Genomic DNA, 25,610 nt, shown 5'->3' with positions numbered 1-25,610 from the left:
ATAAACAACAATAAATCCATTGTTATTTTAAGTCTAATTAAAAAAATTGTTTCAATGAAAAAGAAAGAACGCAAATCAAAATGGCTTTCATGGCACATTTTATTGGTACTGTTGAGTTTCTCCCTTAGTACTATTGTACAAGCCCAGAATATAACAGTAACCGGAACTGTAGAGGATCAGAATGGTGAGCCACTAATTGGAGTGACAGTTGCAGAACTGTACACTACTAATGGAGGAATTACCGATATTGATGGTAACTTTTCTATTAAATGCACAAAAGGTGCAACTCTCAAGTTTAGCTATATTGGTTATAAAGAGGTAACCAAAGTTGTTACCGAAAATAATCTTAAAATTGTTTTATCCGAAGATTCACAGGCTTTGGATGAAGTCGTTGTAGTAGGTTACGGTACTCAGAAGAAAGGAAGTGTTACTGGCAGTATCACTAGTGTGGATGCGAAGACAATTGCCGATATTCCATCAGCGAACTTAGCAACATCATTAGCAGGTCGCCTCTCTGGAGTAATGATCACTTCTACCACTGGGAAGCCAGGAGCAACGAGTAGTCTGAGTATTCGTGCTAAAGGTACTACTAACGATGCCAGTCCGTTATATGTTATTGATGGGATTGTAAGAAATCAAGAAGCTTTTGAATCTTTGGATGCAAGTGAAGTAGAAAATATTTCGGTTTTAAAAGATGGTGCTTCTGCTGCCGTTTATGGTGCACGCGCTGCCAATGGTGTTGTATTGGTTACTACCCGTAAAGGTAATAGTTCTAAACCCACTATTAACTACTCTGGTACTGTTGGCTTTGACAATCCAACTAAAAATCCAGAGACTATGAGCGCTTATGATCAGGCTATTTTTCTAAATCATAATAGATACCAGAGTTGGATTGATGGTGGCTCAGATCCTAAAAAGCAACCGGAAAATCAGAAAACATGGTATACGGATGATGAATTAGAATATTTTAAAGGTGTTAATTACAGTTGGCTTGATGAGATGTGGAGAACACCGCTGACTACACGTCATGCATTAAACATCACTGGAGGTACTGAACGAGTACGTTACTTTATTGGTGGTGCTTACTACTTTGCGACTGGTGCTTTTGATAATTTGGAGTATAACAAAGCAAATTTCCGTGCCAGTATTGACGCTAATATTACGAATAACTTCAAAATAGGTTTGAATATAAGCACAGATAATAGAAAAGATATTAAGCCGCATTGGAAATCAGACGGTGGGAGAGATAATATGGACAACCTGTATGCCAGTATCTTAAAACGCTCCAAAATGAATCCATTTTATATAAACGGACTTCCTGTAAAAGCCAATGGTTTGGAACAACATCCTTTGACACAAATTAGTGAAGAAGCCGGACGTGATACTCGCAAATGGATGAATACTAATGTAAATATGTTTGCTGAATATGATGCACCTTTTTTAAAAGGCTTGAAACTGAAACTTCAATACAGTAGAAATACCTATAATCGAATATACAAAGAGGTAGCTATGCCATATACTCTTTATACATTTGAAACAAGTGGAACAAATGGGCATTATATTGATCCAAGTAAAAATCCACAAGTTACTGGGACAGATGTTCGTGGTGGTGATAATTTTATAAAAAAGACATCAGGACTTTATTCGGATTATCAATTAAACTTCTTTGTAACCTATAATCGTACATTTGGTAAACATGATATAGGTGCCTTGTTTGTATATGAACAAGCAGAAGGAGAAAATGAGTCTTTTGATGCACAACGTAATGGCTTATTAACTTGGACAATGCCTGAGTTTCATGCAGCCAGTAGCGATGCATCTCAATCTGTAGTTGGAGCAGGTTCAGTGGGAGAAAGTGGTCGTCTCTCTTACGTGGGCCGCTTAAATTATGCATATGCTGATAAGTATTTATTAGAAACAGCTTTTCGTGTGGATGGCTCTACTAAATTTGCTCCCAATAAACGCTGGGGATTCTTTCCTTCTGTTTCCGCTGGTTGGCGTGTTTCAAGCGAACCATTCTTTAATAACATAAAGTTCGTGGATTATTTAAAACTACGTGGTTCCATCGCTTCTTTAGGAAATGATGCTGTTGGAGGTTGGGATTGGATGCCCAAATATAATCTGACAACAGGAGCTGTATTTGGTTCTCAAAGTTATGGAATAGAACCGGGAACATTGGCTAATCCTGATTTAACGTGGGAAAAATCTCTGTCTTACAACATTGGTTTTGATGGCCGTCTATTCAATCATCTGGATATTAGTTTCGAATGGTTCTACAGACATACTTATGATATCTTGGATACCCGTAATGCCAGTGTACCAACAAGTTTTGGTGCTAAACTTCCTAAAGAGAACTATGCAAAGATTGATGCACGTGGTTTTGAATTTGAGATAGGTTATAATGGTAAGGTGAAAGATTTTACTTATTGGCTAAAAGGTAATTTTGGTTATGCTAAAAGCTGGTGGGTAGAAAAAGACGAGGCTTCCAACCTAGCTGCATACAAGTCTGAAATCGGTCAATCACTGGATCGCGTATGGGGATTTGATTGCGTAGGGATGTTGCGTACTCAGGAGGACGTAGACCGGGTTAATAAAGAGAATATTGAAAAGTATGGAAAAGAACTGTTGATTAAAGGTACTAAACTGACTCCCGGTATGTTACTTTACAAGGATGTACGTGGTGTTAATAGTGACGAGCCAGATGGCCAGATCACAGATGAAGATATGGTTGTCATTGTGGATAAACAATCAGCACCAATCACTTATGGGTTTACATTGGGTGGTAAATGGAAGGGATTCACATTGGATATTTTCTTCCAAGGTTTAGCTGGCCATGAACGAGTTATAGATGAGCGTTCACCTGGTGTAAAAGATTGGACGGGAACTTTTGCTTTCTGGAATGATCATTGGACAGAAGATAATCCTAATGCATCTATGCCATTCACTTTGACTAAGACAAATAATCAAAAATCTACTTTTTGGGTACGCAATGCTTCCTTCTTACGCTGCAAGAATATATCTTTATCCTACGATATACCTAAGTCTATTACCAGAACTTTAAAAATGGAGAAGATTAAAGTGTTTGTAAATGGTACGAATTTATTTTTATTGCAAGATCCATTAAAAATTGCAGATCCCGAGGTGCATAAAGATCACTTAAGTTCTTATCCGATTATGAGAAATATTTCTTTTGGTCTCAACGTAACATTATAATCTAAATAAAAGAAGAATATTATGAAATCAAAATATATACTAACTATAATCTTATTTGCAGGATTCGGTCTGACCGGGTGCAACGATGTTCTTGATAAAAAAAACCTGAATGCAGTAACTGCTGAAGATACATGGAATGATGTGACTTTGGCAACTGCTTTTCTTGATAAATGTTATAAAGATAACTTGCCTGATTGGGATGCAGATGTAGTACAAATTAATCAGTACAGTGATGAAGGTAGAGGAGGCGAGGACTTTTTTTATGAAGGCCAGTTGACATCTGAAGGTGGAGATGGACCGACTGCTGAATATTGGCCTTATGAAGGGATTTATAAACTAAATGTATTGCTTGATAATATTAATACTGGTAGTTTGACAGAAGATGTACGCAAAAAGATAGAAGCTCAGGCGCTTTTTCTTCGTGCATATCGTTATTTCGAACTGGTCAAACGATATGGTGGTGTACCTTTGATTCTATCGGTGCAAGACAGAAATCAGTCTGAGGTTCCAAGAGAAAAAACCTCAGTTTGCATCAACCAGATCGTCACTGATTTAGAAAACGCTTCTACTGCGCTACCAGCGTCATGGGGAAGTGCAGATGCTGGACGTATTACAAGAGGGGCTGCACTTGCGATGAAAGGTCGTGTTCTAATGTTCTATGCCAGCAAACAATTCAATAGAAATAATGATAAAGCCCGTTGGCAAATGGCCTATGCTGCCAACTTTGCAGCCAGAAAACAATTAGAAGAGGATGGATATGGATTAAATAATAGTTATGATGGAACTTGGAAAGATAATTCAGATGCATGCGAACTCTCCAAAGAGGTTGTTTTTTCTTCACGTTATTCTTATCCGGCTCGTTATACTGATATAAATGCTGGTATTCGTCCATTAGACTATTCGCAAGGTAAAACAGGCTGGAATCAGCCAACTCTGGATCTTGTATTAGCTTATCCGATGGCTGATGGAACAGAGCCAGGCATTGATATTAATGGTGATGGCAAAAAAGAAGCATTTAATCCGGAAGCGACTGATGAGACTGGTCTCTTTTGGTTAAATCGCGATCCACGTTTCTATAGAACCATCGTAACAAATGCAATGATATATCCGCTAATTGACAATCAATATCCGGAACAACGTCAATATACGTATAAGGGCGGTGAAGTTGAAATCGCAAACTCTACAAAAACAGGGTTCTACTCTTGTAAATTTATCAACTATAATTTACCTAAAGTGGATGTCCGTAAATATGATCTTGATTGGGTCGAAATTCGTTTTACCGAAGTTTTATTGAACCTTGCCGAATGCGCTGCAGAAGTGGGTGGTAAGGATGCAGAAGTATATGAGATATTAAAAAAAATTCGTGAACGAGCAGGCATTACTCCTAATGCAGATGAAATGTATGGTTTGAAACCAAATATGTCACAACAAGAATTAATAAATGCTGTGCTTTATGAACGTCGTATCGAATTAGCTTACGAAGGTAAACGCTTCTGGGATATGCGCCGTCGTATGATGTTTAGCGATTCTGAGTATGTAGGATATGCTCGAGAACGAATTGAAATAGAACTGACTGATGCAAAGAAAAATCTTTCATTGAGTGAATTAGTGAAAGATTTTGCAGAAGGGGGAGGAGAAGCTAAGCTGAACTCTTTGGCCTATTTTGACTACTTTAAAACCATTGTCACACGAATAGATAATAAGTTCCAATGGAATGTGGGAGAAAATCACTATTTCTTTGCATTGCCTAAGAAACATATAGAGCAGAATCCGAAGTTGGAGCAAACTAAAGGTTGGAATGATGGAACATTCGATCCACTATTATAATAATTAGCGCATAATTTAAGATATAAATAGGAGATTGGCTTTAAACTAATCTCCTATTTTTTATATGAAAAAGGTAACCCCTACGCTGATTTTGCAAGCATTTGAGACAATATATATAACGGGAATTCTTTTTTTCCCTTTTCTTTGCTATACTATTATTAATTCTATTGATAAAACAAATGAAAAACATCTATTATCTACTATGTCTTCTTTTTCCCTTGTCCGTTATGGGGCAGAAACCAACTGGTAAAAGCCAGTGGATTTATCCGGATGCATCTGGAAAGTTAGTATATAAAGCTACGAAAAAGGGTGACCGCATCATTGATTTTTCCCATGCTGGCTATAAAGGTGGTGGAGTTACATTACCTTATGTTCCGGCTAAGTTGACGGTACATCCTTTAGGAGAGAATGAAGATTGCACGGACTATATCCAAAAAGCTATTGATATGGTTTCTGCACTTCCCCAAGATGAAAATGGATTCCGGGGAGCTGTATTGTTGGCACCCGGACGTTTTGTATGCGAACGTACTATCCAAATTACAGCTGACGGTGTAGTTTTACGCGGTACCGGAAGTGACCCAAGTGGAAGTACCATTGTTATGACTGGTGGAAAACACACAGCTATAGTTGTGAATAACAATCTTCGTCAACGGGCAGGTAATCGTTTGGGAGAGACTTCTCCAGATGAGAAGAGCATAAAAGTCATTGACAAATATATTCCTGCCGGTTCCTGTCATTTCACAGTGGAAGACGCTTCGGGACTTTCAGTTGGAGATAATATCGAAATACGTAAACCTGTGACAGAGAAGTGGATTAAATATATGAAGATGCACGATCTGGTACGCGACGGAAAACCTCAGACCTGGATAAAGGCAGGAAGACTGTTGATTGCAGAACGGACGATTGCAGGTATCGAGAAAAATACAATCACTCTGACAGTTCCGTTAGTAGATTCTTATGATGCCCGGTTTACGGATGATAACACTACGGTGGTGATAGCCAATGATGTCCGGCGTATTCGTCAGTGCGGTGTGGAGAACCTCCGCATTGAATCACCGGCGCAGGCAGTTAATCATGGAAAAGCTTTATATTACGCATTAAGAATAAATGGAGAAGATTGTTGGGCAAAGGATATCAATGCAATGGAAACCATGGAAAGCGTAGGTGTAGGAGGTCGGCGTATCACCCTGCAACAAATTAATGTGGTAAGAAGGGCTCTACATCAGGGAGCCTCCAAACCAGCAGAATTTGCACCGAATGGAGGACAGATTTTACTGGACCGTTGCTCGGTTGCAGGCGACAATATTTGGTTTGTGGCACTTGGCGGTGGACAAACAGGCCCTATTGTATTCCTTAATTGCAGCTTCAGAGGGAACGGACGCATAGAAGGACATCAACGCTGGAGCACTGGTTTACTACTTGATAATTGTGTATTGCCGGACGGAGGCATCGATTTCAAGAATCGTGGTTCCATGGGTTCGGGGCATGGCTGGGGCACTGCCTGGTCCGTTGCTTGGAATTGCGTAGCAAAAAATTATGTGAATCAAATGCCACCGGGAACCTGCAACTGGGTGATAGGAAGTAAAGGGGAAAGTACACCACTACGCCGTCCTTTCAATCAATCGGGGCCGACATTGCCCGTTGGTATTTTCGATTCTCATAATACTCAGGTTGCCCCTCAAAGTCTTTATCTTGCACAACTTAAGGAGCGTTTAGGCGAATCTGCATTGCAAGCTATCGGATACGGATCTACTGCACAGTTACCTCCTCCCACTCCATCCGACTATGCCTTTCAAGGAGGTATGCAGGCTTCTTCCGAATTGATTGGAAGAGATTATGACGCGATACATGAATATATGCGCACTTTAGGATGGGACTACTCTGAACATCCTAATATATCGAAGAATGATCATTATGACGGAGTTCATTGTGAAGTAATATTCGATCCTATTTTGCAACAATACATATTTAAATTCACAAATCATGCCAATGCTGAAGCTTTGGATAGTGACCGCGGCAGGTTATTGAGTGATCGTCAGCGAAACGAAATGAAAAGCCAGACCAACCGTAATTGGCACCACCTGAATGGAAACTGGAATGAATGGCAACGATTGGAATGGAAATTCCGTATTCCTAAAGGCTTTCAACCCACTACTAAATTCTGCCACATCCATCAACTAAAGGCACAAGAGGGAAACAATGGTGCACCACTCATCACTATCAGTACACGCTGTGATGAGAACGGTGATAATAAACGCGTACAAGTAATCCATACAGGAGATACAAGAACATCGGGTAAAGGAATTCTGATAGACGATCTCCCCCTTTCTGATTTTGAGGACGAATGGATACAGGTTGAGACAGAAATGTATTACACCCATCATGGCACGTTCCGTATCAAGCTCACCCGCATCAGCGATGGCAAAGTACTTGCCAATCAATCTTTCTCTGATGTAGATTTGTGGAGAAAAGGAGCAACGAACATTCGTAATAAATTTGGTATCTATCGCAGTTTGGGACGGAAGATGCAAAGTGCATCCGATCGTCCGGACAATGGCCTTAAAGATGAAAGTCTACAATTGGCAGATTTTAAAGTATATGAAGCACATACTAATCCGAACCCACAACCTCATGATTAATTTGTCGCTTTGACATTTTGTATTTTCAATCACTGTACGTTTGTATTCTTTCGCCCTTCCTGCCATAAGTTCAAAAAGAATGCACGGAAATAGGATTAGATAAATTCAAAAAGAAAGTAGAAAAGGGTAATGCTTACGGGTTCTTCTTGTAAGTATTATCCTTTTCTGTCTTTCGGTTACAATTTGCAAGAAATGATCCTGTGTCTGTTGATAAAATGCTACTGAAAAAGTGAACGGAAAAGAAGATGAAATAGAAGATCTAAATACACTTTGGGGATTCTTGATGACGTTTATATAGGCTTTGTACATCAGGTATTAACTTCCTGTAGACAGGAAGTTAACTTCTTGCACGCAGGATATTAATGTCCTGCGTCTTGGATATTAATATTCTATCTCCAGATACTTAAGCTTTATTCTCTTTTTTATTCATTTTCTGCATATCTATTATTTTTTTATTCGACCTTCTTGCATAAGTATTCTTGGGTTGAATCACAAAAGATGCTATAATCTTTATCCTGTGAAAACCATGAGTTATAGAATAGATAAAACAGGCTTTCTTTTGAAAGTAAAACAGACAATAATATTGTAAAAAGATATGCGAATTGAATGAGAAAAGATTGAGGTCGGTGCTTCACTTAATACTTTAATATGATACAAAATTGCAAGAAAATGAGATTTCTCAATAAAGGGGGTAGCTAAAGAAAGGGTTTCTTTGTAAAACAAATAAAAAACTAATAAATATGAAGAAAGCGCACCTTATATCCTTATTTATAGGATTCTCTGGATTCGTAGGTTCTAATTTGCTCATGGCACAAGAAAGCTGGCAATCACAACTCGTAACTCAGGATAAGACCGGAAATCTGACTTATCAGAAAGATAAAGATGGTTTTGTCATACCCGATTTTAGCCAGGCAGGCTATAAAAATGGGAAAGATATTCCTGTAATCAACTTGCCGGAACGCACCATCGTTATTAGTCCACTGGAAGATAAAGAAGCTGACAATACGCAACATGTACAAAAAGCGATTAATGAGGTTGGACAATATGAGTTGAATGCTGACGGCATCCGGGGAGTCGTACTATTGAAAGCTGGGCGATATAATATTGATGGAACCTTGAATTTGACGTACGATGGAGTTATCCTGCGCGGTGAAGGTAATTGTTTTTCTGAGAATGATTCTACCGTCCTGTATGGTAGAAATGCTTCCGAGAAGGCAAAGCGACTCATTTTAATGGGAAATTCTTCTGCACACAACTGGGGCAATGGAAAAGGAAACAACCAGGTAAATATTACAACCCGGAAGGTAATGCCGGGAGATTATTCATTTCAGGTAACTGACGCAAGTGCTTATCAAGCTGGCGATTTAATCTGTATAAAGTACCCCACTACTACGGAATGGTTGGAAGCAGTCTGGTATGGTGGAAACACAAAACGGAATACAGATGAAAGTATGAAATGGAAGATTAAAGATATTGATATTTCCTATCACCGTTATGTGACCAATGTAGAAGGAAATACAATTGAAGTGGATGCACCTGTTTTCTATACACTCGATCAGCAATATGCACAAGCTTATATTTATAAGATTGAGAATCCGGGTACTGTTCGTCACAATGTAGGTATTGAAAACCTGCATATCTCTTTGGAAAGAAGCCCGGAAAATTCTACGGCCAATGTCGATCAGAACTGTATCTATATGAGTTCTTTAGAAAATTCATGGGTAAAAGGTGTTTCGATGTCAGGATTCGTTCATGCAGGTATCAAAACAACATCGACTACGCGGAGCACAATCGAAGATTGTTATGCAATTGATCCTTCAGGACTTTGCACCGGAGGTACATATTATAACTTTGAAAACTACCATCGTTCACAACTGATCTTGCTTAAGAACTGTTATGCCCGTAACGGACGCCATCACTATATCTCTAACGGTTGTGCCACTACCAGCGGTATTGTGGTGTTAAATTTCCGTTCGGAGCTTTCTCTTGCACAGGCAGAGGGACACCGTTTATGGTCACAAGGTATTCTGTTTGACAATTGGAAAGAATTGGGAACCATAAAATCAAATGCCGGTAAAATCGGCATGTACTTACGTGATAACATGGGAAGTGGTCATGGCTGGGGAGGTACTAACAGTGTCTTTTGGAATTGCGATGTACAGGGAGGTGCTATTTATCTGGACAAAGTACCTACAGGGCAGAACTATGCTATCGGTTGTACGGCGAAGACGATACGGCGATATCGTAATACGATGAGTGAATATATGGATGGATATATCGAAGGGCAGAATCGTAAGAATCTGCAACCAACATCACTTTATGAAGCTCAAAGAGAAGCTAGAGGTATATCTACGGGGTTAATGCCTGAAGTAAATAGAGAAAATACCCCGCATATCATTGTAGAGATAAACCGTGTGAGAGTAAAATCACAAAAAGATGCATTGATATCTATTTATACTACGAACGGAAGTATGGTGCAAACGCTTAAATCTTCTACTAATAACTGGGTGGAAAGTATGGCATTGAACGATGACTTTTACATAGTTCGTGTGGAAGAGGCCGGCCGGAAAGTTTACACTCAGAAAGTTCTTATCAGAACTACCGGAAAGTGATTTGATTATGCTCTTGAATATCAGAAATAAATCTACTAATTGTTATGACAAAAAAAACTTTTATCTCGCTCCTGTACGTATTGATGTGTACAGTTTGTTTCGGACAAGAATTTGTGCATCCCGGAATGTTGCATACGACCTCTGACCTCGAGTTTATGAAAACAAAAATCCTTGCAGGTGAAGAGCCTTGGAAGGAAGCATGGAATCAGCTCAAAGATTCAGAAATTGCCTCACTCCACTATAAGCCAACTCCATTTAAAGTTGTGGATAACGGCCCGTATAATCAGCCCGATAATGGCGGGAAAGAGTTTGTACGTGATGGAGCCGCCGCCTACACCATGGCGTTGCAATGGTATGTGGAAGGAGACAAAGCTTATGCGGAAAAGGCTATTGAAATTTTTAATGCTTGGGCAAATACCCTTGAATCTGTCGTCAATCACAATCGCCAACTGAAAGTGGGTACAGCAGGCATTAAGTATCTCAATGCTGCCGAGATCATCAAATATACCTACAAAGGTTGGAGTGACAAAGATCGTAAAGCATTTGAAGATATGGTAATCAATATTTGGTATCCTGTGATAACAGACTGGACACCTCGTTACAATGGCAATTGGGATGCTGCCAACGGACAAACCATAATGTGTATCGGCATCTTCCTTGATCGACGAGATATTTTTGACAAAGCATGCAAACAGTTGACAGACGGTGATAGTAACGGCTCTATAAAGAACTATTTTTATGAAAACGGACAATGTCAAGAGAGTGGACGTGATCAGCAGCATGTACAGATGGGGCTTGCTTTCCTTGCTTGTGCCGCAGAGATAGCATGGAACCAAAAAACAGACTTATATGGGGCGTTCGATAATCGTCTCTATAAAGGATTTGAATATACAGCTAAATACATGTCGGGTGAAGAAGTTCCTCATATACAGTATATCACTTGGTTTGGAAAACCAGTCTATGGACCTGAGATCTCGCCCAAACAACGCGAAAAGATATGTCCTGCCTGGGAACGCGCTTACCATCATTATCATGACCGCAAAGGAATGGATATGCCTTATACCTATAAAATGATTCAGAAAAGTCGTCCGGAAGGAACAGTTAACCAATCGTTTATGCCTTGGGCATCTCTGACCAGTGCAGATTTCCCAGTTCAATAAAACTGTGCGACCTCTTTTATTCTTAGTATACTCTTAGAGAATAGTTATAGTATTTCGATATTACACAAGTAATTTGTTACTTGTGTAATATCGTTTATTTCTTCTCATTTTATTTGCTTTACATACCGACAGACTTTCCCATCATCTGTTATACCTTCTATCACTATCGTATAAGTAGAAGGGCGATCTGCTGTATAAAAACTTAGTCCTGTTTCACCTTTCTCATTCAGACGGATATTGGGTTCCCAGTGAATGGTAGTACGTTTATCAGAGTTGATAATCTTACGGCTTTCTTCGGTAGGGTATTTGGGAGCATAAAATTCAGCATTCTTAGCATAAGATAAATAACCTATACGAGCAATGCTCGGAATAGAAGAACCGATAATTCCTTTAGAGAGATAAGTACTTATATATACTTTCTGGGGCTGAACAATCAAAGGTAGTGCATCACCAGTTCTCGGTGCATTAGCTATTGTCACAGCTTCTGTTTCTTCATAATTTTCCCAAGTATAATGATCCTCGCTGTTTGCAATATACATTGCCTTATCTCGTACAAAATTTATAGACTTCACATCTTCGGCACGCAGATTTTCCAGATCTTGTAGATTCTTTAGTTCATATCCATCAACTATTACGGGTACTCTTTTCCAGAAGCGTTCCCAGTAACCTGATATCGGACTTTGGCCATTAGAACCAGATATTTTGCTGTAAGAACTTTTTTCGTTGAAGTTTCTGTTTGGAACTAATACAAACATTTGGTTAACACTATTTCTAACTCCGGAATAAACCATAATGTTAGGAGTTCTCTTCAACAAATCCAAAGCCGTCTTTTCATTTATCTGCTCTATCTTTTCTGGTTCAACCACCTTATATGAGACCCACCCATCCGGTAATTGCAAAGCGGTGACCTCCACTTCCGGCAGTCGGTATATTTTTTCTCCATTTACAAGAGTATAATCTTCGCGCACACTTTTAATGAAAGCTCTACTTTTCAAAGGTATTTCATCTTTTTGCCAGTGCAAATGTCCGGTACCGGGATATTCCGTTTCATTCATATAAATCCCATATCGCCATTTGGGTTTTTTCCCAGCACCGTTAATCAAGAACTCTGTCAAACGATTCTTGACCTGCTGAAAATTATGGGTAAAACAAAACTCTCCTTTCTCATTGGAAATAACAATTTGTTTGAAAGCTTTTTGAGAAGTGCTCACAAGCAGTGCAAAATGAGACAATCTTTTCTTATCAAAATGACTTTCAACATATCCGCAGATTTGCTGAGTTTTCTCAACTTCATATTTATATTTCGCTTCTCTCAAGTTTGTATTCACATCATATCTACGCCAGCCGTGTGTCAGCATGAGTTGGTCCAAATGCTTTTTGATGCTCGGAGTGTGAAAAGAGAAATAGTAACCAGGAGAAAAAACATTGCCTCTTAAATCCGAGTTCAGTAATAGCTCACTGACCAGATGGTTGGCAGTAGAATCTATATTCACGGCGAAATCATCGGTTATACTCAAAGAGAAATTTCCCTGTACTGACATTTGCCGCTCATTCAACACCCGTAGCCCCATTTTTATAAGTTGGCGACTATTGGCTGGACTACCAGAAACAGCCAACTGAAATACTGTAGAAGGCTTCCTGACAAAGACAAGACGCTCACTTACCACTGTCGTATCCAGATTGAATAATGTGAAATGGGTAATTCCTTCAGGAAATAAATCGAGAGGGATACTATCGGACAATTTTTCGCAGGATATGACACGATTCATGAGAATCTTGCCACGTGTATGCACCATTAAGCCGAAATCCTCATTTAGTACTCTATCCGAAGGAGTGAGTATACGATAGTGTACGAAAGTGGTATCCTGATGTATGGCAAGAGCAACATGGGTGTTGGAAGCTTTAGGCAAAGTAAAACTCTGCTCATGTCCGAACTTATCTTTCACAAAAGCGCACAGTGTATCTGTCGCTTGGGTTTGAATCGTAAATGAACCTATGCCCGCATATTCGCTGCTGAGTGTAGCCAATGTATCTTTTCGCTGATTTAATACATATCCTTCTACATTTATTATTTCCCCAGTCGATGTTTCTGCTTTAAAGGCAACCTGCTGTTGTACTCCTACCAGTAAATGCCCTCCTTCCGGATAGAAGCCAACTGTATATTCATAATCCTGAGGCAGGAAGATGCGCTTGCGGTGTACATATTCCTTCTCGTATAGAGAAAGATAAACATAAGGTTCCACGCCTTTCTTCCGGTCGGGTAACTTAAAGCGTATTTGTCCATCGGCATTTGTTCTCACACGACGAAAGCGATTCTTATACTCTTTCGTGCGAATCATATACTCGACACGAGAACCTGCATAGGGAGTGCCCTCTTTACGCAACAAGGTGATAACGGCATATTTTCCATCGGTTTCATCCGAATCATATTCGATGTTCGCAGTAAGTAACGAAGAGGTATTGGCATATACTGGAATCTGCTTGGTAAAGAAAAACTCCTCTCCTTGATTTCTCATGAAATTGGTGTAAACGCGAATCTGATAATCGGCCTCTTCAATATCTTTTTCTAAAGGAATGAAGTTAGAAAAATGCCCGTTTTCTTCTTTTATTTTTTTACGCTGAATTACCTTATTCTTCCGGTTTATGAGTTCGATATATAAAAAACGACTTTGCGCATCTCTCTCTTTATGCGTTTGTGCATCTACAAGATAACCTTTTAGCCAAATGGTATCACCGATTAAATAGAAAGGTTTGTCGGTATGGAGGTAGACTTTCTCCTGAGTTGGAAAAGCTAGTATTTCGCCTCCATCCTTGAAAAACAAAGAAGGAAGAATAAAGATACAGATCATTGTAATAAACAACTTTTTCATCTTACCTTATTTAGGGCCGGAGTAGAACTCTCTATGTTATTTCTTACATTTTAATCGTGACTCTCCGGATTAGGGTTCGTATTTTTTTCGTAGACTTTAAAATCAGCCAGTTGTAGCGTTTCATCTTTTATTCCGTTTGTCGGGCGATCATCCACACCATCCATATTTCTGCCAAAACTCCGATAAATGCCATATTTATTACGAATACTAATAGCACCTTTTCTCCACATGTCTATATCAGAGAACGATTTATTAACTAGGATTTTTCCATCACTGATACGTGTCATCTTAATGCTAAATGAACCATTATGGGTATAATGCATTTCTGTCTCTACTTGTATCCATTCATCCTCAAAGTCTGATAGAGGTAAATTGTCTATTATTGTACCTTTATTAGTGGCACTTTTATCACCTGTATGAATAACTTGTATTCGTCGATTACTACCATTGCTATTGCAGCGGGGAGTAATCGTTATCAGTGGAGAACCATTGTTTCCTTCCTGCGCTTTTAGTTGGTGGATGTGACAGAAATTCGTAGAAGGTTTAAAATCTTTCGGAATACGGAATTTCCATTCCAAGCGTTGCCATTCGTCCCAGTTTCCATTCAATTTATACCAAGCAGCAGTTGTTTGTGTTTTCATTTCATTACGTTGACGGTCTTCCAATTTTCCGCGATCACCATCAAGTATCTCTGCATTGGCATGAATGATAAATTTAAAAACATATTGTTGTATGATTTTGTCGTATACAACCTCACAATGTATACCGTCATTGTGATCTTTGTCAGATGAATTGGGGTGTTCAGAATAATCCCAGCCGTAAGAACGCATATACTTATGAATCTCAGAATATTTTTTTCCAACTAATTGTTCCGCAGCCTGCATAGTTCCTTGCAATGTGTAATTGTTAGGTTCAGGCTCTGGAGTAGGGTCTGGCTTTGGAGCTGGAATAGACTGATCCGTATCTGGCTTATGATTCTCTTCTTTGGAACAAGCACTTATTCCGTATACGGCAATACAAAGTACGCACAACATCAGAAATAAATTAATATGTTTCATAGTTTTATCATTTATAAGATGTGACATTATCTTTTTAATAAATACTCATACCGACAAGGAACCCCCTTATCTGTTATCCCTTCAATAACTACAGTATAATAACTTGGCCGATCAGCAGTATAAAAATGAACATTGGCATTACCATTTTCATCAGTAAAAAGTTTTGGTTGCCAATAAATAGTAGTACGATTATCCGATACAGAAGATTGGCGTTCAATATCAGTTGTATATTTAGGACTATAAAAAGACTTATATCGATTGAAGCCAAGCAGGAAAGCTGTATCTCCCTGGGAAGTACTGGGAATTGCTAAATTACCGGTACGAGAGGTTAATACAATACATCCTCCGGAAATATTTTGAGATCCATCTTTCATTTTTTGAAGCTGCCTGTCAACTTCCAGTTCTTCCAATTCTTCTAAAGTAGCACCGCTTTCAAATGCCTCATTATATGCTGCCTCCAAATATTTCAGATTTTGAGTGATATTGACAGCTGCATCAATTTCCGGATCTATTTTATGTACACCAATAATATCTGCTGCATCGATAAGAGAAAGCACATTAAAGCCAACAGTCCTGTTATCTAACATAAAGCGTGCGGTACGGCCATAATCTATTTTTTCTTTCGGACGTAATGTATTTCGGTTATTTACATCATTAGACATTAAATGTTCTGGACGTTGAGAATATTTAGGATTAATATAGGGTCGATTATCGATAATTCGAAATCCTGGAACTTTCTTTACCAGATCAAGTGCTGTGCGTGCATCTTGTTGAGATAACATTTCTTCATCGTCCATTTTAAAAGAAGAAAAACGATCTTTCACCAGAGTTCTGGCATTGATTATGACTTCCGGAAGCCGTAACATTAAAACACCATCTTCTTTTACAAAGGGAGATTGCATCTCCTCAATATATTCAGTTTGGTGCTGATACTTTGTATTTATATAAGGGTGGGCATTAGTCGCTTCTGGAAAATAATCCCGGTCTATTTGAACATTGGCACGGAATATTTTTCCTTTCTCTATTACTTGTGCTTCCACTCTGGCTGTGTCTGCATAACTTAACTTATCAACAAGAAATACTCCATTACGATCTGTATATATTGAAGGATAAGGGCGCTTATTGACAAACACATTCACATGTTTTCCTGCAAGTGGCTTGTTGCGGATATCCAATACCTTACCGGAAACAAACTGTCCGACTTCCATAAAATACTGCGGATTCGTCTGCTGTTCTTTTAAAAGATCTTCCACATTAAATCGGCTCCAACCCTGTGTCAACATTAAATTATCCAGGCAAGCTTTTAGTCGCTGGGAATTATTTTTAAAATAATACCCAGGCGTTTCAATATATCCTTTTAAATCAGATGTTAACAGTAGATTAGAAAGAATGTTATCTCCTATCGAATCACATCCAATTGCATAATTATCAGTAACACTTAATGAAAAATTGCCTTTTATGGGTTGTCCTGACAGATCAGATAAATGAATGTCGAGAGAAACCGGAGAACGTGGACCATAAGATGATTTATCAGGAGTCAGTTTCCAAACAGAATTATTTTCCCGGCGAACGAAAGCAAGACGTTCACTATGCGGAAGATAGTTTCCATCCAATAGTGTAAGAGTCAGTATGCCTTCCGGAACGGATTGTAAACTGATAGCTCCTTGTTCTTTTTCGATAGGTTGTATAAATAGAAGAAATCCACGAATATGAGCTACTAAATACAAATTCTCTGAAAGCTTTTTCTGAGGAGTATGTAATATTGTATAGTGTATAACTCCATTACGTTCAGTAATAGATAAAGCAAGTCTATTCGCTTCTGGTTCCGGTAATGAGAATTCTTTTTTTATACCTTCTGTTGTACTAACAATTGCCTTATATTTTTCACCCATTGAAACTGGTAGCATAAAACTACCCATACCGGCATAGACACTCTTAAAATGAGTTATGGTATCGCCATTACTATTTAAAATGTCACCTGCTATCTCTACAGAATTCCCATTTATATCTATAGCTTTTATACCTATTTTTTGAGTACAACCTCCTATCAGGTTACCTCCTTCCGGAAAGAAATCAACTTGATAATCAAAAGCATCAGGAACGTAGAACGTATGCTTATATTTTAATTGTTTGTCTTCCAGTACAACATAGATATATTGTTCTATTTCTTCTTTTTCCGGAATGTCTATCTGTATTTCTCCATTTTTATTAGTTTGTTGCTGCCGAAATTTATTTTCATGTGTTTTAGTACGAACCATATAATGTACATAATTGCCTGCATAGACGCCATTGTCAGGCCTTTTGAATGTAATAATTGCCGTACGCCTTTTACCTTTCTGATCATATCGAATTTCGGGATACATAAAAGATGATTGCGAAGCTAATATTTTTAGATTCTTAGAAAAGTAAAAAGAAGAATCTTCATTTAGCATCCAATGAGTATATGCACGAAGATAATAATCACCCGCCTCCAATGTTTTAGGTAAGGTGAGATAATTTGCAAAGAGACCTTTATCTTGCTGAATTTTGATACGTTGCAAGACTTTATCTTTGCGATTTATAAGTTCTACATATACATAGTGGCTTCCATTTCCTGAAAAATGAGTAATGGCATTCACCAAATATGCTTTCAACCAAATAGTATCTCCTACAAAATAATATGGTTTATCTGTATGCAGATATACTTTTTCTTGCGGCAGATTGGTGATTTGCTTAAATGAACGAGCTACTTTATTCATATAAACAGTATCAATTTGCTGGGCATTGCATGTAAATATGCTAACAAAAAATATCACCCATATAGTTAGGAGATAACGTATTCGGCTGTTCCTCATAGTGGATATGTATTATGCTATTTTTTAATTGTAGTGATAACAATGACACCATTAGCTCCTTTCATGCCATAAGCTGCACCATCTTTCTGAATTTCCACTTTATCAATATCATTGATTGAGACTACTCCATCAACTTCACTGCTACTTTCATACAAAGTACCGTCTACAACAAATAAAGGTTCGTTATCCAAATCGAATGAACTTCCACCTCTGATTGTTATTTTATCTCCGTTTACAGTTACTCCCGGAATAGCTCCACCTTTGAATAAATCATAAATATTATTAGCTGATAGCTTCTGAATTTGCTCATGAGTCAGTACGTTGGAATTATAACTGGCACGAAGTATTTTGGTATATTCCCTTTTTTCGTCTTTTTGACCATCAAATAATATAAAGAATTTCTTCTCTATTTTAAGAGAAGCTTGTGACATTTTACCAATTGGAATAACAGCTTCCTCTTTTTTTGATATAGACACAACCAATGTATCTGTAGGTTTTAAACCGGAAAAGGAGAATACTCCCATTTCGTCAGTCTTCACACTCTCTGTAGTATTTTTCTTCCAAACCTTCATTCCTTTCAGAGGTCGTTGTTTAGCATTAACAATAACTCCTCTAAAATCTTGCCCTAGGGCAGTTAGTATAAACAGAGATGTACACAATGCGAGAAATAATCGTTTTTTCATAATCGTAAGAATTAAAAAAGTACCTTAGGGGTATAATGACTCCTAAGATACTTTTTGATTAATGAATATTATTTTAAAATACCAGTATTTGAAGCATAAGCATCATCAATATATAATACTGGAATTTCTTTTCCACCATTACCATTAGGAAGATAAAGTTCCCAGTTATTAATGGACATACGGCCTTCACAAGCATTTATACTACGGGCATTACTTAAAATGGTACTCTTCAAGACTTCCTGACCTGCTACATGGACAATGAGTGCCTCACTTTCGTCTACAGACATAGAAACTGTCTGATAAAGCTTAGCTGTAAATGTATTCATCGTATTCAGGTTATGATATTCGTTATACGTAGTTTTTTTACCTTCTGTAGATGTATATTGTACTATTAACTGTACGTTGTAATCGGAAGTTCCTTCCACCGTTACATCATCATTAGGTACGGCAGGATAAACCTCTCCACTTTTCAGTTTTCCCGGATACCACAATAAACGAATCTGATTAATATAAGCACCATTATTAGAAGCGTCAGAACTCAAATTCCAGCGATACTCCAACATAGGTTTGCCTGTCTTGGTTCCAACTTTAATCTCTTGCAGATTAGGAACATTAGATTCAAAACCGAGTTTCATACGAGTGCTAAACGGAGTATATAATGTATTATCACCAAAAGCACGACGCACATACCGATTCACTTCTGCTGCTGAATTAACTTTGGCCTGTAGATACTGGTTACCATCAGCTTCTTTCTTTAATGTACCGGTAGTATTACTTTGTAGAGACAAGGAATGAGGAGTTTTCTCAAACTTATCAAAGTAGTAACTGGAAACATACATTTTATGAGAACGCACTTGAGTTTCACCACCGATACTTGCACGACAAGTAATCGTATAAGTACCTGGAATACTCGGTGCCTTCCATGTCATTTCATTTAAACCTTGAGGCTGAGTCAATGTACCTGCATCACAATCCCACTCATAGTTAGTATGCCATAAGTCACTGGAGCGTACACACATCCATACTTTCACTTTCTGGTTACAATAGAACTCATCTCCATCTGCACTCAATGAGTCTATTTCGATAAAATCATCATCGCCGCAGCTTGCAAAGGAGAAAGCGCAAAGTAGGACAAGGAAAAATTGATAAATATATTTCATAATCGTAATCTTTTTAGGTTATTTCATATTCAATTGTTCTTTAGTAGGACGGTCCAACCAACTATCCAATACATGCATATATGATCCGTCAGAGTTGTACAAATTAGAAGTACGTGGTTTAATCGAAGATTTGTAATGACCATCAAAGTTGTTAAACACAATGTTAGGATTACGGTCTTTCAATAAATACATGTTTACTTTAGCTGTATCCGCAGGGGCTATTGTTTCAAACCAGGTAGGTTCTGCCGGCAGATTAGTAAAGGTATACTTACCTTGTACAATATGGTAAAGCAAAAACTCTTTTACTTGCTCTTTCGGATAAGCAGTCATACTTATGGGCGCATAAGATACCATTTCTCCAGTCTCATCATCGATATAAGTCAATTTATGAGTTTGAAAGTAACTTAAATCAGTGCTTGTTTCAGAATTAAAAGCTGTATTTGTAGGCAATAAGTAGGTAACGCCACTACGCTTAAATTCATTTTCAACTCCTGCATATAGAATAGCCTCTCCCAATAAAGAAAATATATCTGTGCGAGATTGAATAAATTCAAAAGCAGACATATCTATTTTATTACTGGGCATGCCTTCATTATAATCATAGTCATATGAATCTTGATAATCCAGTCCCAACAATTCACAGCTGATGAATAGGAAAGGAAGTACCAATAAGGCTAATGTTATTTTATAATATTTTAGTTTCATTATTCGCTTCATTTAAATAGTTCATAATTAACGTTCGGTATAGGGTGCATTTTGATCACCAACAAGTGCTTTATTGGACTCAAACTCACCATAGTAAATAGGCCAATATTTAGTACCTTCATGACCAAAACCAGTAACTGTTACATTAGCAGCTTCCTGACGTGCAGAATAGATAGGATCCATCACCTCTATTAAACGTCCTGTGCGCATCAAGTCGAACCAGCGATAACCTTCTCCAAAAAGCTCCAATTGTCTTTCATGCAAAATAAGGTTTTCCACTTCATTCGTATTATTGACACTGGAAACTTCTAACTTGGCATCTTTCAAATAGCCCACACGACTACGAATATCGTTGACAATACTTAATGCTTCATCTCCTCTATTTAATTTGTTCAAAGCCTCTGCACGAAGTAACATGATATTCGCCATACGCATCATTACCAATGCAAATTCGCTATCCGTTGTATTTTTGATTGCAAAGTATGATTTATATACTTGGTTAGCAGAATCATATTCACGTTCTGGATCAATATCACTATACTTGATGCATTTATTTACACTTTCTACACCGGCTGTATAACTGGCGTAAGTTAAAGGTACACGAGAAGCTTTATAGTATACTTTGACAGTATCAATTGTATTCCAGAAACGGGCATCAGAACCTTCGCCAGAACGTAAGCGATCAATGAATTCGTCAAAAATAGGTTGTGACATTCTATAACCATTATTGGTATTACTAGCACCCAAAAGTTGAGGCCAACCTCCAAGAGCACCATCTGTTTCATAATTCCATGCCATAGCAAAAACTACTTCTTTGGAACCTGAGGGATTGGTAAAGATGTTCTTCCATTCAACTTCTCCATTCGATAATGTCAGAGTCTTATGATCTATGAAATGATCTGAAGCTTTCAATGCCTCCTGATATTCATTGTACCACATGTATACTTCTGTCAATAAAGCATACATTGCATCTTTTCCTAAATAGAATTTGTCACTTGTATCAGAAATATTGAAATATCCAATAGCACTTTCTATATCAGACAATATTTGTTCTTTTACTTTCTCCAAAGAGGAACGGGGAACAGCTATGTTATTTAAAGAACCATCCCATGGCTCTGTTATGATAGGCATTTTACCCCAAGCACGGGTTCCCCAGAAATACAAGTAAGCGCGCATTGCATAGCATTGTCCAATATATGGGGCATATTCAGACTCCAGGATATTGGGAATAGTTGGATATTTCTGAATACCAATATTACATCTGGAGATACAAGTATAGAAAGGCTCCCAACTGGTATCTGAAATATTAGACATCAAAGCATTCATATAAATCTTTGAATCTTCATAAGTCGTACCTGTTACATTATCAGAACGAACATCACCGAAAAGTACTTGTCTTTTCGAAAGAGCACTTTGAAATGCATCATATATACCCGCATTCCAGTTTTTCATTTCAGCTTTGTCTTTGAAATAACTTGATGGAGATAAGTCTGATAAAGGTGACCGGTCCAAAAAGCTTTCACAACTTGTTAAAGCTAAAAGGCTTGCAAAAGCTAAAATAATATATTTCTTCATTTTCTTATCCTTTTAATTAAAATCCAACATTAAATCCGATACCAAATTCACGCTTGCGAGGATACTTGGAACTGTCCTTACCAGGTGTCAAAACACCGCCACTTAATTCAGGATCATAACCGGTATAATTTGTCCAAGTCAATAAGTTATTACCATAAATATATGCTTGTACAGAACGAAGCGGAGTCTTATTTAAAAATCTTTGATTTACATTATAACTTAAACGAACGGATTGTAAACGAATAAAAGTTGCATCTTCCAGGAATTGGTCACTCAAACTCATAGAATGATTATTGGTTTTACGTTGTCTGGAATTCAGTGCATACCAACCCGTAATCTCACCTGGATATTTCCATCCTTGCATAATATATTCAGGAGTCTGTTTATGAGTATTACCTCCCCATGAGCAATAGTAACGTTTCAAGTCATTCCAAACTTGACCGCCCCAACTAACATAGAAATTAAATGAAAGAGAGAAATCTTTGTAAGTAAGAGTATTTCCCCAAGAACCAAACCAATCCGGGGTAGCTTTACCTAATTCTGTCTGGTCATTAGAGTTAATTACATTATCCAATTCACCATTTTCGTTAGGCTTATTATACCATATGACATCACCACCGCCAGCTATCACACCATTCACCGTCATTTGAGCGACTTTACCAGTATATTCACTGCCATCAGAATTTAAATATTTCTCTAATGTCGGTTGACCATTCAAACCGATAATGACATTACCATCACCATCACGTTTAAAGACAGGAGTTAAACGAGTCTTATAGTCTTGAGTCCATGCATTGCTCGCATCATACTCATATACGCCCAAATTCTTGTAACCATAGAATAAACCTGCAGGTTTTCCTGCTGCAATCAACCAGGCACTGTTGATATAATCTTCACGAGCTAAATCCAGGATTTTATTATCATTTTTCCACCAGTTAACTGTTGTACTCCAACTAAAATCCCGTGTTCTGACCGGAGTGGTGGTGAGAGATAATTCAACACCTTTATTCTCAATACTTGCCAAGTTTACACGCATCTTATCATAACCGGTAGTACTTGGAAGATTATAATCAGAAAGCAGATCACTTGTTTTCTTTATATAATAATCAGCTACAAACATGATACGTCCATTTAAGAAGCTCAAATCCAAACCGATATTTGTCTGCTTGGTTTGTTCCCATTTCAAATCCGGATTACCATACTTAGATGCAGGGACTATACCTCCTACTGAATTATAATATTGAGAACCTGCGGTATAAACAGTCTGAGATTCATAACGACCAATCTTATCATTACCGGTAATACCATAACTGGCACGAACTTTTGCATCTGTAAGAACATTATTTGACCAACGCATAAATGGTTCATCCGAAATACGCCATGCAGCAGAAACTGATGGGAAAGATCCCCAACGATTATTCTTACCGAAACGTGAAGAACCGTCAAAACGAAGATTACCAGTTATGGTGTAGCGACTTTTCCAACTATATACAACACGTCCGAAAACACCAACCATAGCCTCATCCCAACCACTTGTATAGATATTTTTCACATCCTTTACTGTGGCAAGATTCATGTAATGAATATCTTCAGATAAGAAGAAAGAGCCAGCTATATTGTATTCTAATTGATTACTTACTTCAAAGCTACTACCAACCATTGCATTTAAAGAATGGTCTTTAGCAATTGTTTTATTAAAGTTCAAATACGCTTCACCTGCATATTTCCATGTCTGCTGACTTCTATCTGCACCCGTATTTTTTCCGTTATCACTTCCTTCCAGATACTTGGATGAGAATGTCAAGTTTCTATAAGATGTATAATCTGCTGAGATATCAGCATCTAATCTTAACCAAGGAGTAAATGTCCAGGTTACACCTTGATAGAAGTTTCCTCTATAAGTTGAACGCTCATCTAACTTTTGCTTTAACTCTGCAATAGGATTACGACGCCCGCCGGAAGAATAATAAGGAATTAATTCACCGTCCGGATACCAAATAATCATATCAGGGTCACGACGCATAGCATCCTGCAAGACTGATTCTTTTATATTGTTAACCTTATTATAGCTTAAACGAACACGAGTTGTAAATTTGATATTTTTCCATGGTTCATAATCAACATTAATGTTAGCTGTATATTTATCGTTTCCAGATTCCAATATAACACCTTTTTCACCAATATAATTTAAAGATGCACGGTACTTAAAACCTTTAGAACCACCACTAATCTGTACACTGGCATCATCACGCCCACCTGTGCGGAATAACAGATCTTGATAATAATAGTTTGTACTGTATTGCATACCAACGGAGTCGGTACGTGCAGAGAATTTTTCCAAAGTCTTAGATGGATTATCTAAGTCTGTGGCAGCCATACTCAAACGACTTTCAAAAGCATTAACCTGAGGAAGTTTACGTGCAACTGTATAAAAGGAATGTTGATAGCGTACATCAACACGTGGCTTACCGGATTCACCGGATTTAGTTGTAATCAATATTACACCATTGGCAGAACGGGCACCATAGATTGCGGAAGAAGCTGCATCTTTCATAACATCAATCTGTTTGATATCATTCGCAGAGATATCGTCGATGTTATCTACAACGACTCCGTCTACAACATACAATGGAGATACGCCTTCGTCACTAAAAGTGGAAGCACCACGAATAGATACAAATGACGAAGATCCGGGGGCTCCAGAATTTGAAACGATTTGCATACCAGGAGCTGCACCTTGTAATGCATCGAAGACATTCACGGAGTTTTTCTCTTCCAGAATTTTGGAATCTACTGAAGTCATTGAGCCTGTAATATGCTTTTTGTTCATTGAACCAAAGCCAACAATAACAACTTCATCTAAAGCTTGAGCATCTTCAGCCATTTCTATTCTCATTCTCTGACCACTCGCTTTATGTTCCACTGTCTTGTATCCCATAAAAGAGAAGACTAATGTGGCACCTTTATTACATTTGATGGAGAAGTTACCATCCAAATCCGTGATGCCACCAGTCGTTGCACCTTTTACTTGTACTGTTACACCAATCATCGGTTCATTATTCTGATCAACAATAACACCAGTCTGGGTTATAGATTGAGCCATCATATTAGTACTCAAAATCAATGCTGATAGAACTAATGATAATCGCCAGAATAGCGATTTGGACTTGTGTTCTTTCTTTTTCATTAAACTACTTTTTAAAATTAGACTTAAATTAACAAGGGATTTCACCTAAGATTCTTTTTGAGTTGTTCATAATAGATTGTTTTTACA

The 25,610-nt window shown here is 37.9% G+C and carries 13 protein-coding genes; 5 read left to right on the top strand and 8 right to left on the bottom strand.

Going from position 1 to position 25,610, the window contains the following annotated elements:
* The first annotated feature begins 54 nt into the window (after nt 1-54).
* From DW036_RS07100 to DW036_RS07080, 5 genes are all read left to right on the top strand, one after another.
* Nucleotides 55-3,213, top strand: coding sequence for a TonB-dependent receptor (locus tag DW036_RS07100; RefSeq protein ID WP_118462438.1), 3,159 nt, complete (start codon nt 55-57; stop codon nt 3,211-3,213).
* A gap of 21 nt (nt 3,214-3,234) precedes the next feature.
* Nucleotides 3,235-5,040 (top strand): RagB/SusD family nutrient uptake outer membrane protein, encoded by a 1,806-nt coding sequence (locus DW036_RS07095; protein WP_118462436.1) that lies wholly within the window; start codon nt 3,235-3,237, stop codon nt 5,038-5,040.
* A 179-nt stretch (nt 5,041-5,219) separates the two neighbouring features.
* Complete coding sequence (locus DW036_RS07090; protein ID WP_118462434.1) at nt 5,220-7,679, top strand: hypothetical protein; 2,460 nt, start codon at nt 5,220-5,222, stop codon at nt 7,677-7,679.
* A 740-nt stretch (nt 7,680-8,419) separates the two neighbouring features.
* Nucleotides 8,420-10,291, top strand: coding sequence for a T9SS type A sorting domain-containing protein (locus DW036_RS07085; RefSeq protein ID WP_118462432.1), 1,872 nt, complete (start codon nt 8,420-8,422; stop codon nt 10,289-10,291).
* A 44-nt stretch (nt 10,292-10,335) separates the two neighbouring features.
* Nucleotides 10,336-11,451 carry an alginate lyase family protein gene (locus tag DW036_RS07080; RefSeq protein ID WP_118462430.1) on the top strand — a complete coding sequence of 372 codons (1,116 nt, stop codon included), beginning with the start codon at nt 10,336-10,338 and terminating at the stop codon, nt 11,449-11,451.
* Between the two features lie 104 nt (nt 11,452-11,555).
* Here the strand turns inward: DW036_RS07080 and DW036_RS07075 are convergent, their stop codons facing one another.
* The 8 genes from DW036_RS07075 to DW036_RS07040 form a co-directional block, all read right to left on the bottom strand.
* A complete protein-coding gene (locus DW036_RS07075; RefSeq protein ID WP_118462428.1) occupies nt 11,556-14,321 on the bottom strand; it encodes a hypothetical protein in 2,766 nt (921 codons plus the stop codon).
* 50 nt (nt 14,322-14,371) lie between these two features.
* Nucleotides 14,372-15,379 (bottom strand): hypothetical protein, encoded by a 1,008-nt coding sequence (locus DW036_RS07070; protein WP_118463160.1) that lies wholly within the window; start codon nt 15,377-15,379, stop codon nt 14,372-14,374.
* A 26-nt stretch (nt 15,380-15,405) separates the two neighbouring features.
* Nucleotides 15,406-18,117, bottom strand: a complete 2,712-nt coding sequence (locus tag DW036_RS07065; protein WP_233560336.1) for a hypothetical protein — start codon at nt 18,115-18,117, stop codon at nt 15,406-15,408.
* Nucleotides 18,118-18,230: 113 nt separating this feature from the next.
* Nucleotides 18,231-18,896, bottom strand: coding sequence for a TonB-dependent receptor plug domain-containing protein (locus DW036_RS07060; RefSeq protein ID WP_118462424.1), 666 nt, complete (start codon nt 18,894-18,896; stop codon nt 18,231-18,233).
* Between the two features lie 68 nt (nt 18,897-18,964).
* Nucleotides 18,965-20,056, bottom strand: coding sequence for a hypothetical protein (locus DW036_RS07055; protein WP_118462422.1), 1,092 nt, complete (start codon nt 20,054-20,056; stop codon nt 18,965-18,967).
* Nucleotides 20,057-20,074: 18 nt separating this feature from the next.
* Nucleotides 20,075-20,761 (bottom strand): fasciclin domain-containing protein, encoded by a 687-nt coding sequence (locus tag DW036_RS07050; protein ID WP_118462420.1) that lies wholly within the window; start codon nt 20,759-20,761, stop codon nt 20,075-20,077.
* 27 nt (nt 20,762-20,788) lie between these two features.
* Nucleotides 20,789-22,336, bottom strand: a complete 1,548-nt coding sequence (locus DW036_RS07045) for a RagB/SusD family nutrient uptake outer membrane protein (RefSeq protein WP_118462419.1) — start codon at nt 22,334-22,336, stop codon at nt 20,789-20,791.
* Nucleotides 22,337-22,352: 16 nt separating this feature from the next.
* Complete coding sequence (locus DW036_RS07040) at nt 22,353-25,523, bottom strand: TonB-dependent receptor (RefSeq protein WP_118462417.1); 3,171 nt, start codon at nt 25,521-25,523, stop codon at nt 22,353-22,355.
* Between the last annotated feature and the right edge of the window lie 87 nt (nt 25,524-25,610).

Origin of the sequence: Bacteroides sp. AF39-11AC, from assembly GCF_003474285.1 — a bacterium.
Classification (GTDB): domain Bacteria; phylum Bacteroidota; class Bacteroidia; order Bacteroidales; family Bacteroidaceae; genus Bacteroides.
This window is presented reverse-complemented; position numbering and strand designations above follow the sequence as displayed.

Bases quoted from the DNA above. Each gene is read 5' to 3' on its own strand.
- DW036_RS07100 (WP_118462438.1), top strand. From the start codon at position 55: ATGAAAAAGAAAGAACGCAAATCAAAATGGCTTTCATGGCACATTTTA.
- DW036_RS07095 (WP_118462436.1), top strand. From the start codon at position 3,235: ATGAAATCAAAATATATACTAACTATAATCTTATTTGCAGGATTCGGT.
- DW036_RS07090 (WP_118462434.1), top strand. From the start codon at position 5,220: ATGAAAAACATCTATTATCTACTATGTCTTCTTTTTCCCTTGTCCGTT.
- DW036_RS07085 (WP_118462432.1), top strand. From the start codon at position 8,420: ATGAAGAAAGCGCACCTTATATCCTTATTTATAGGATTCTCTGGATTC.
- DW036_RS07080 (WP_118462430.1), top strand. From the start codon at position 10,336: ATGACAAAAAAAACTTTTATCTCGCTCCTGTACGTATTGATGTGTACA.
- DW036_RS07075 (WP_118462428.1), bottom strand. From the start codon at position 14,321: ATGAAAAAGTTGTTTATTACAATGATCTGTATCTTTATTCTTCCTTCT.
- DW036_RS07070 (WP_118463160.1), bottom strand. From the start codon at position 15,379: ATGAAACATATTAATTTATTTCTGATGTTGTGCGTACTTTGTATTGCC.
- DW036_RS07065 (WP_233560336.1), bottom strand. From the start codon at position 18,117: ATGAATAAAGTAGCTCGTTCATTTAAGCAAATCACCAATCTGCCGCAA.
- DW036_RS07060 (WP_118462424.1), bottom strand. From the start codon at position 18,896: ATGAAAAAACGATTATTTCTCGCATTGTGTACATCTCTGTTTATACTA.
- DW036_RS07055 (WP_118462422.1), bottom strand. From the start codon at position 20,056: ATGAAATATATTTATCAATTTTTCCTTGTCCTACTTTGCGCTTTCTCC.
- DW036_RS07050 (WP_118462420.1), bottom strand. From the start codon at position 20,761: ATGAAACTAAAATATTATAAAATAACATTAGCCTTATTGGTACTTCCT.
- DW036_RS07045 (WP_118462419.1), bottom strand. From the start codon at position 22,336: ATGAAGAAATATATTATTTTAGCTTTTGCAAGCCTTTTAGCTTTAACA.
- DW036_RS07040 (WP_118462417.1), bottom strand. From the start codon at position 25,523: ATGAAAAAGAAAGAACACAAGTCCAAATCGCTATTCTGGCGATTATCA.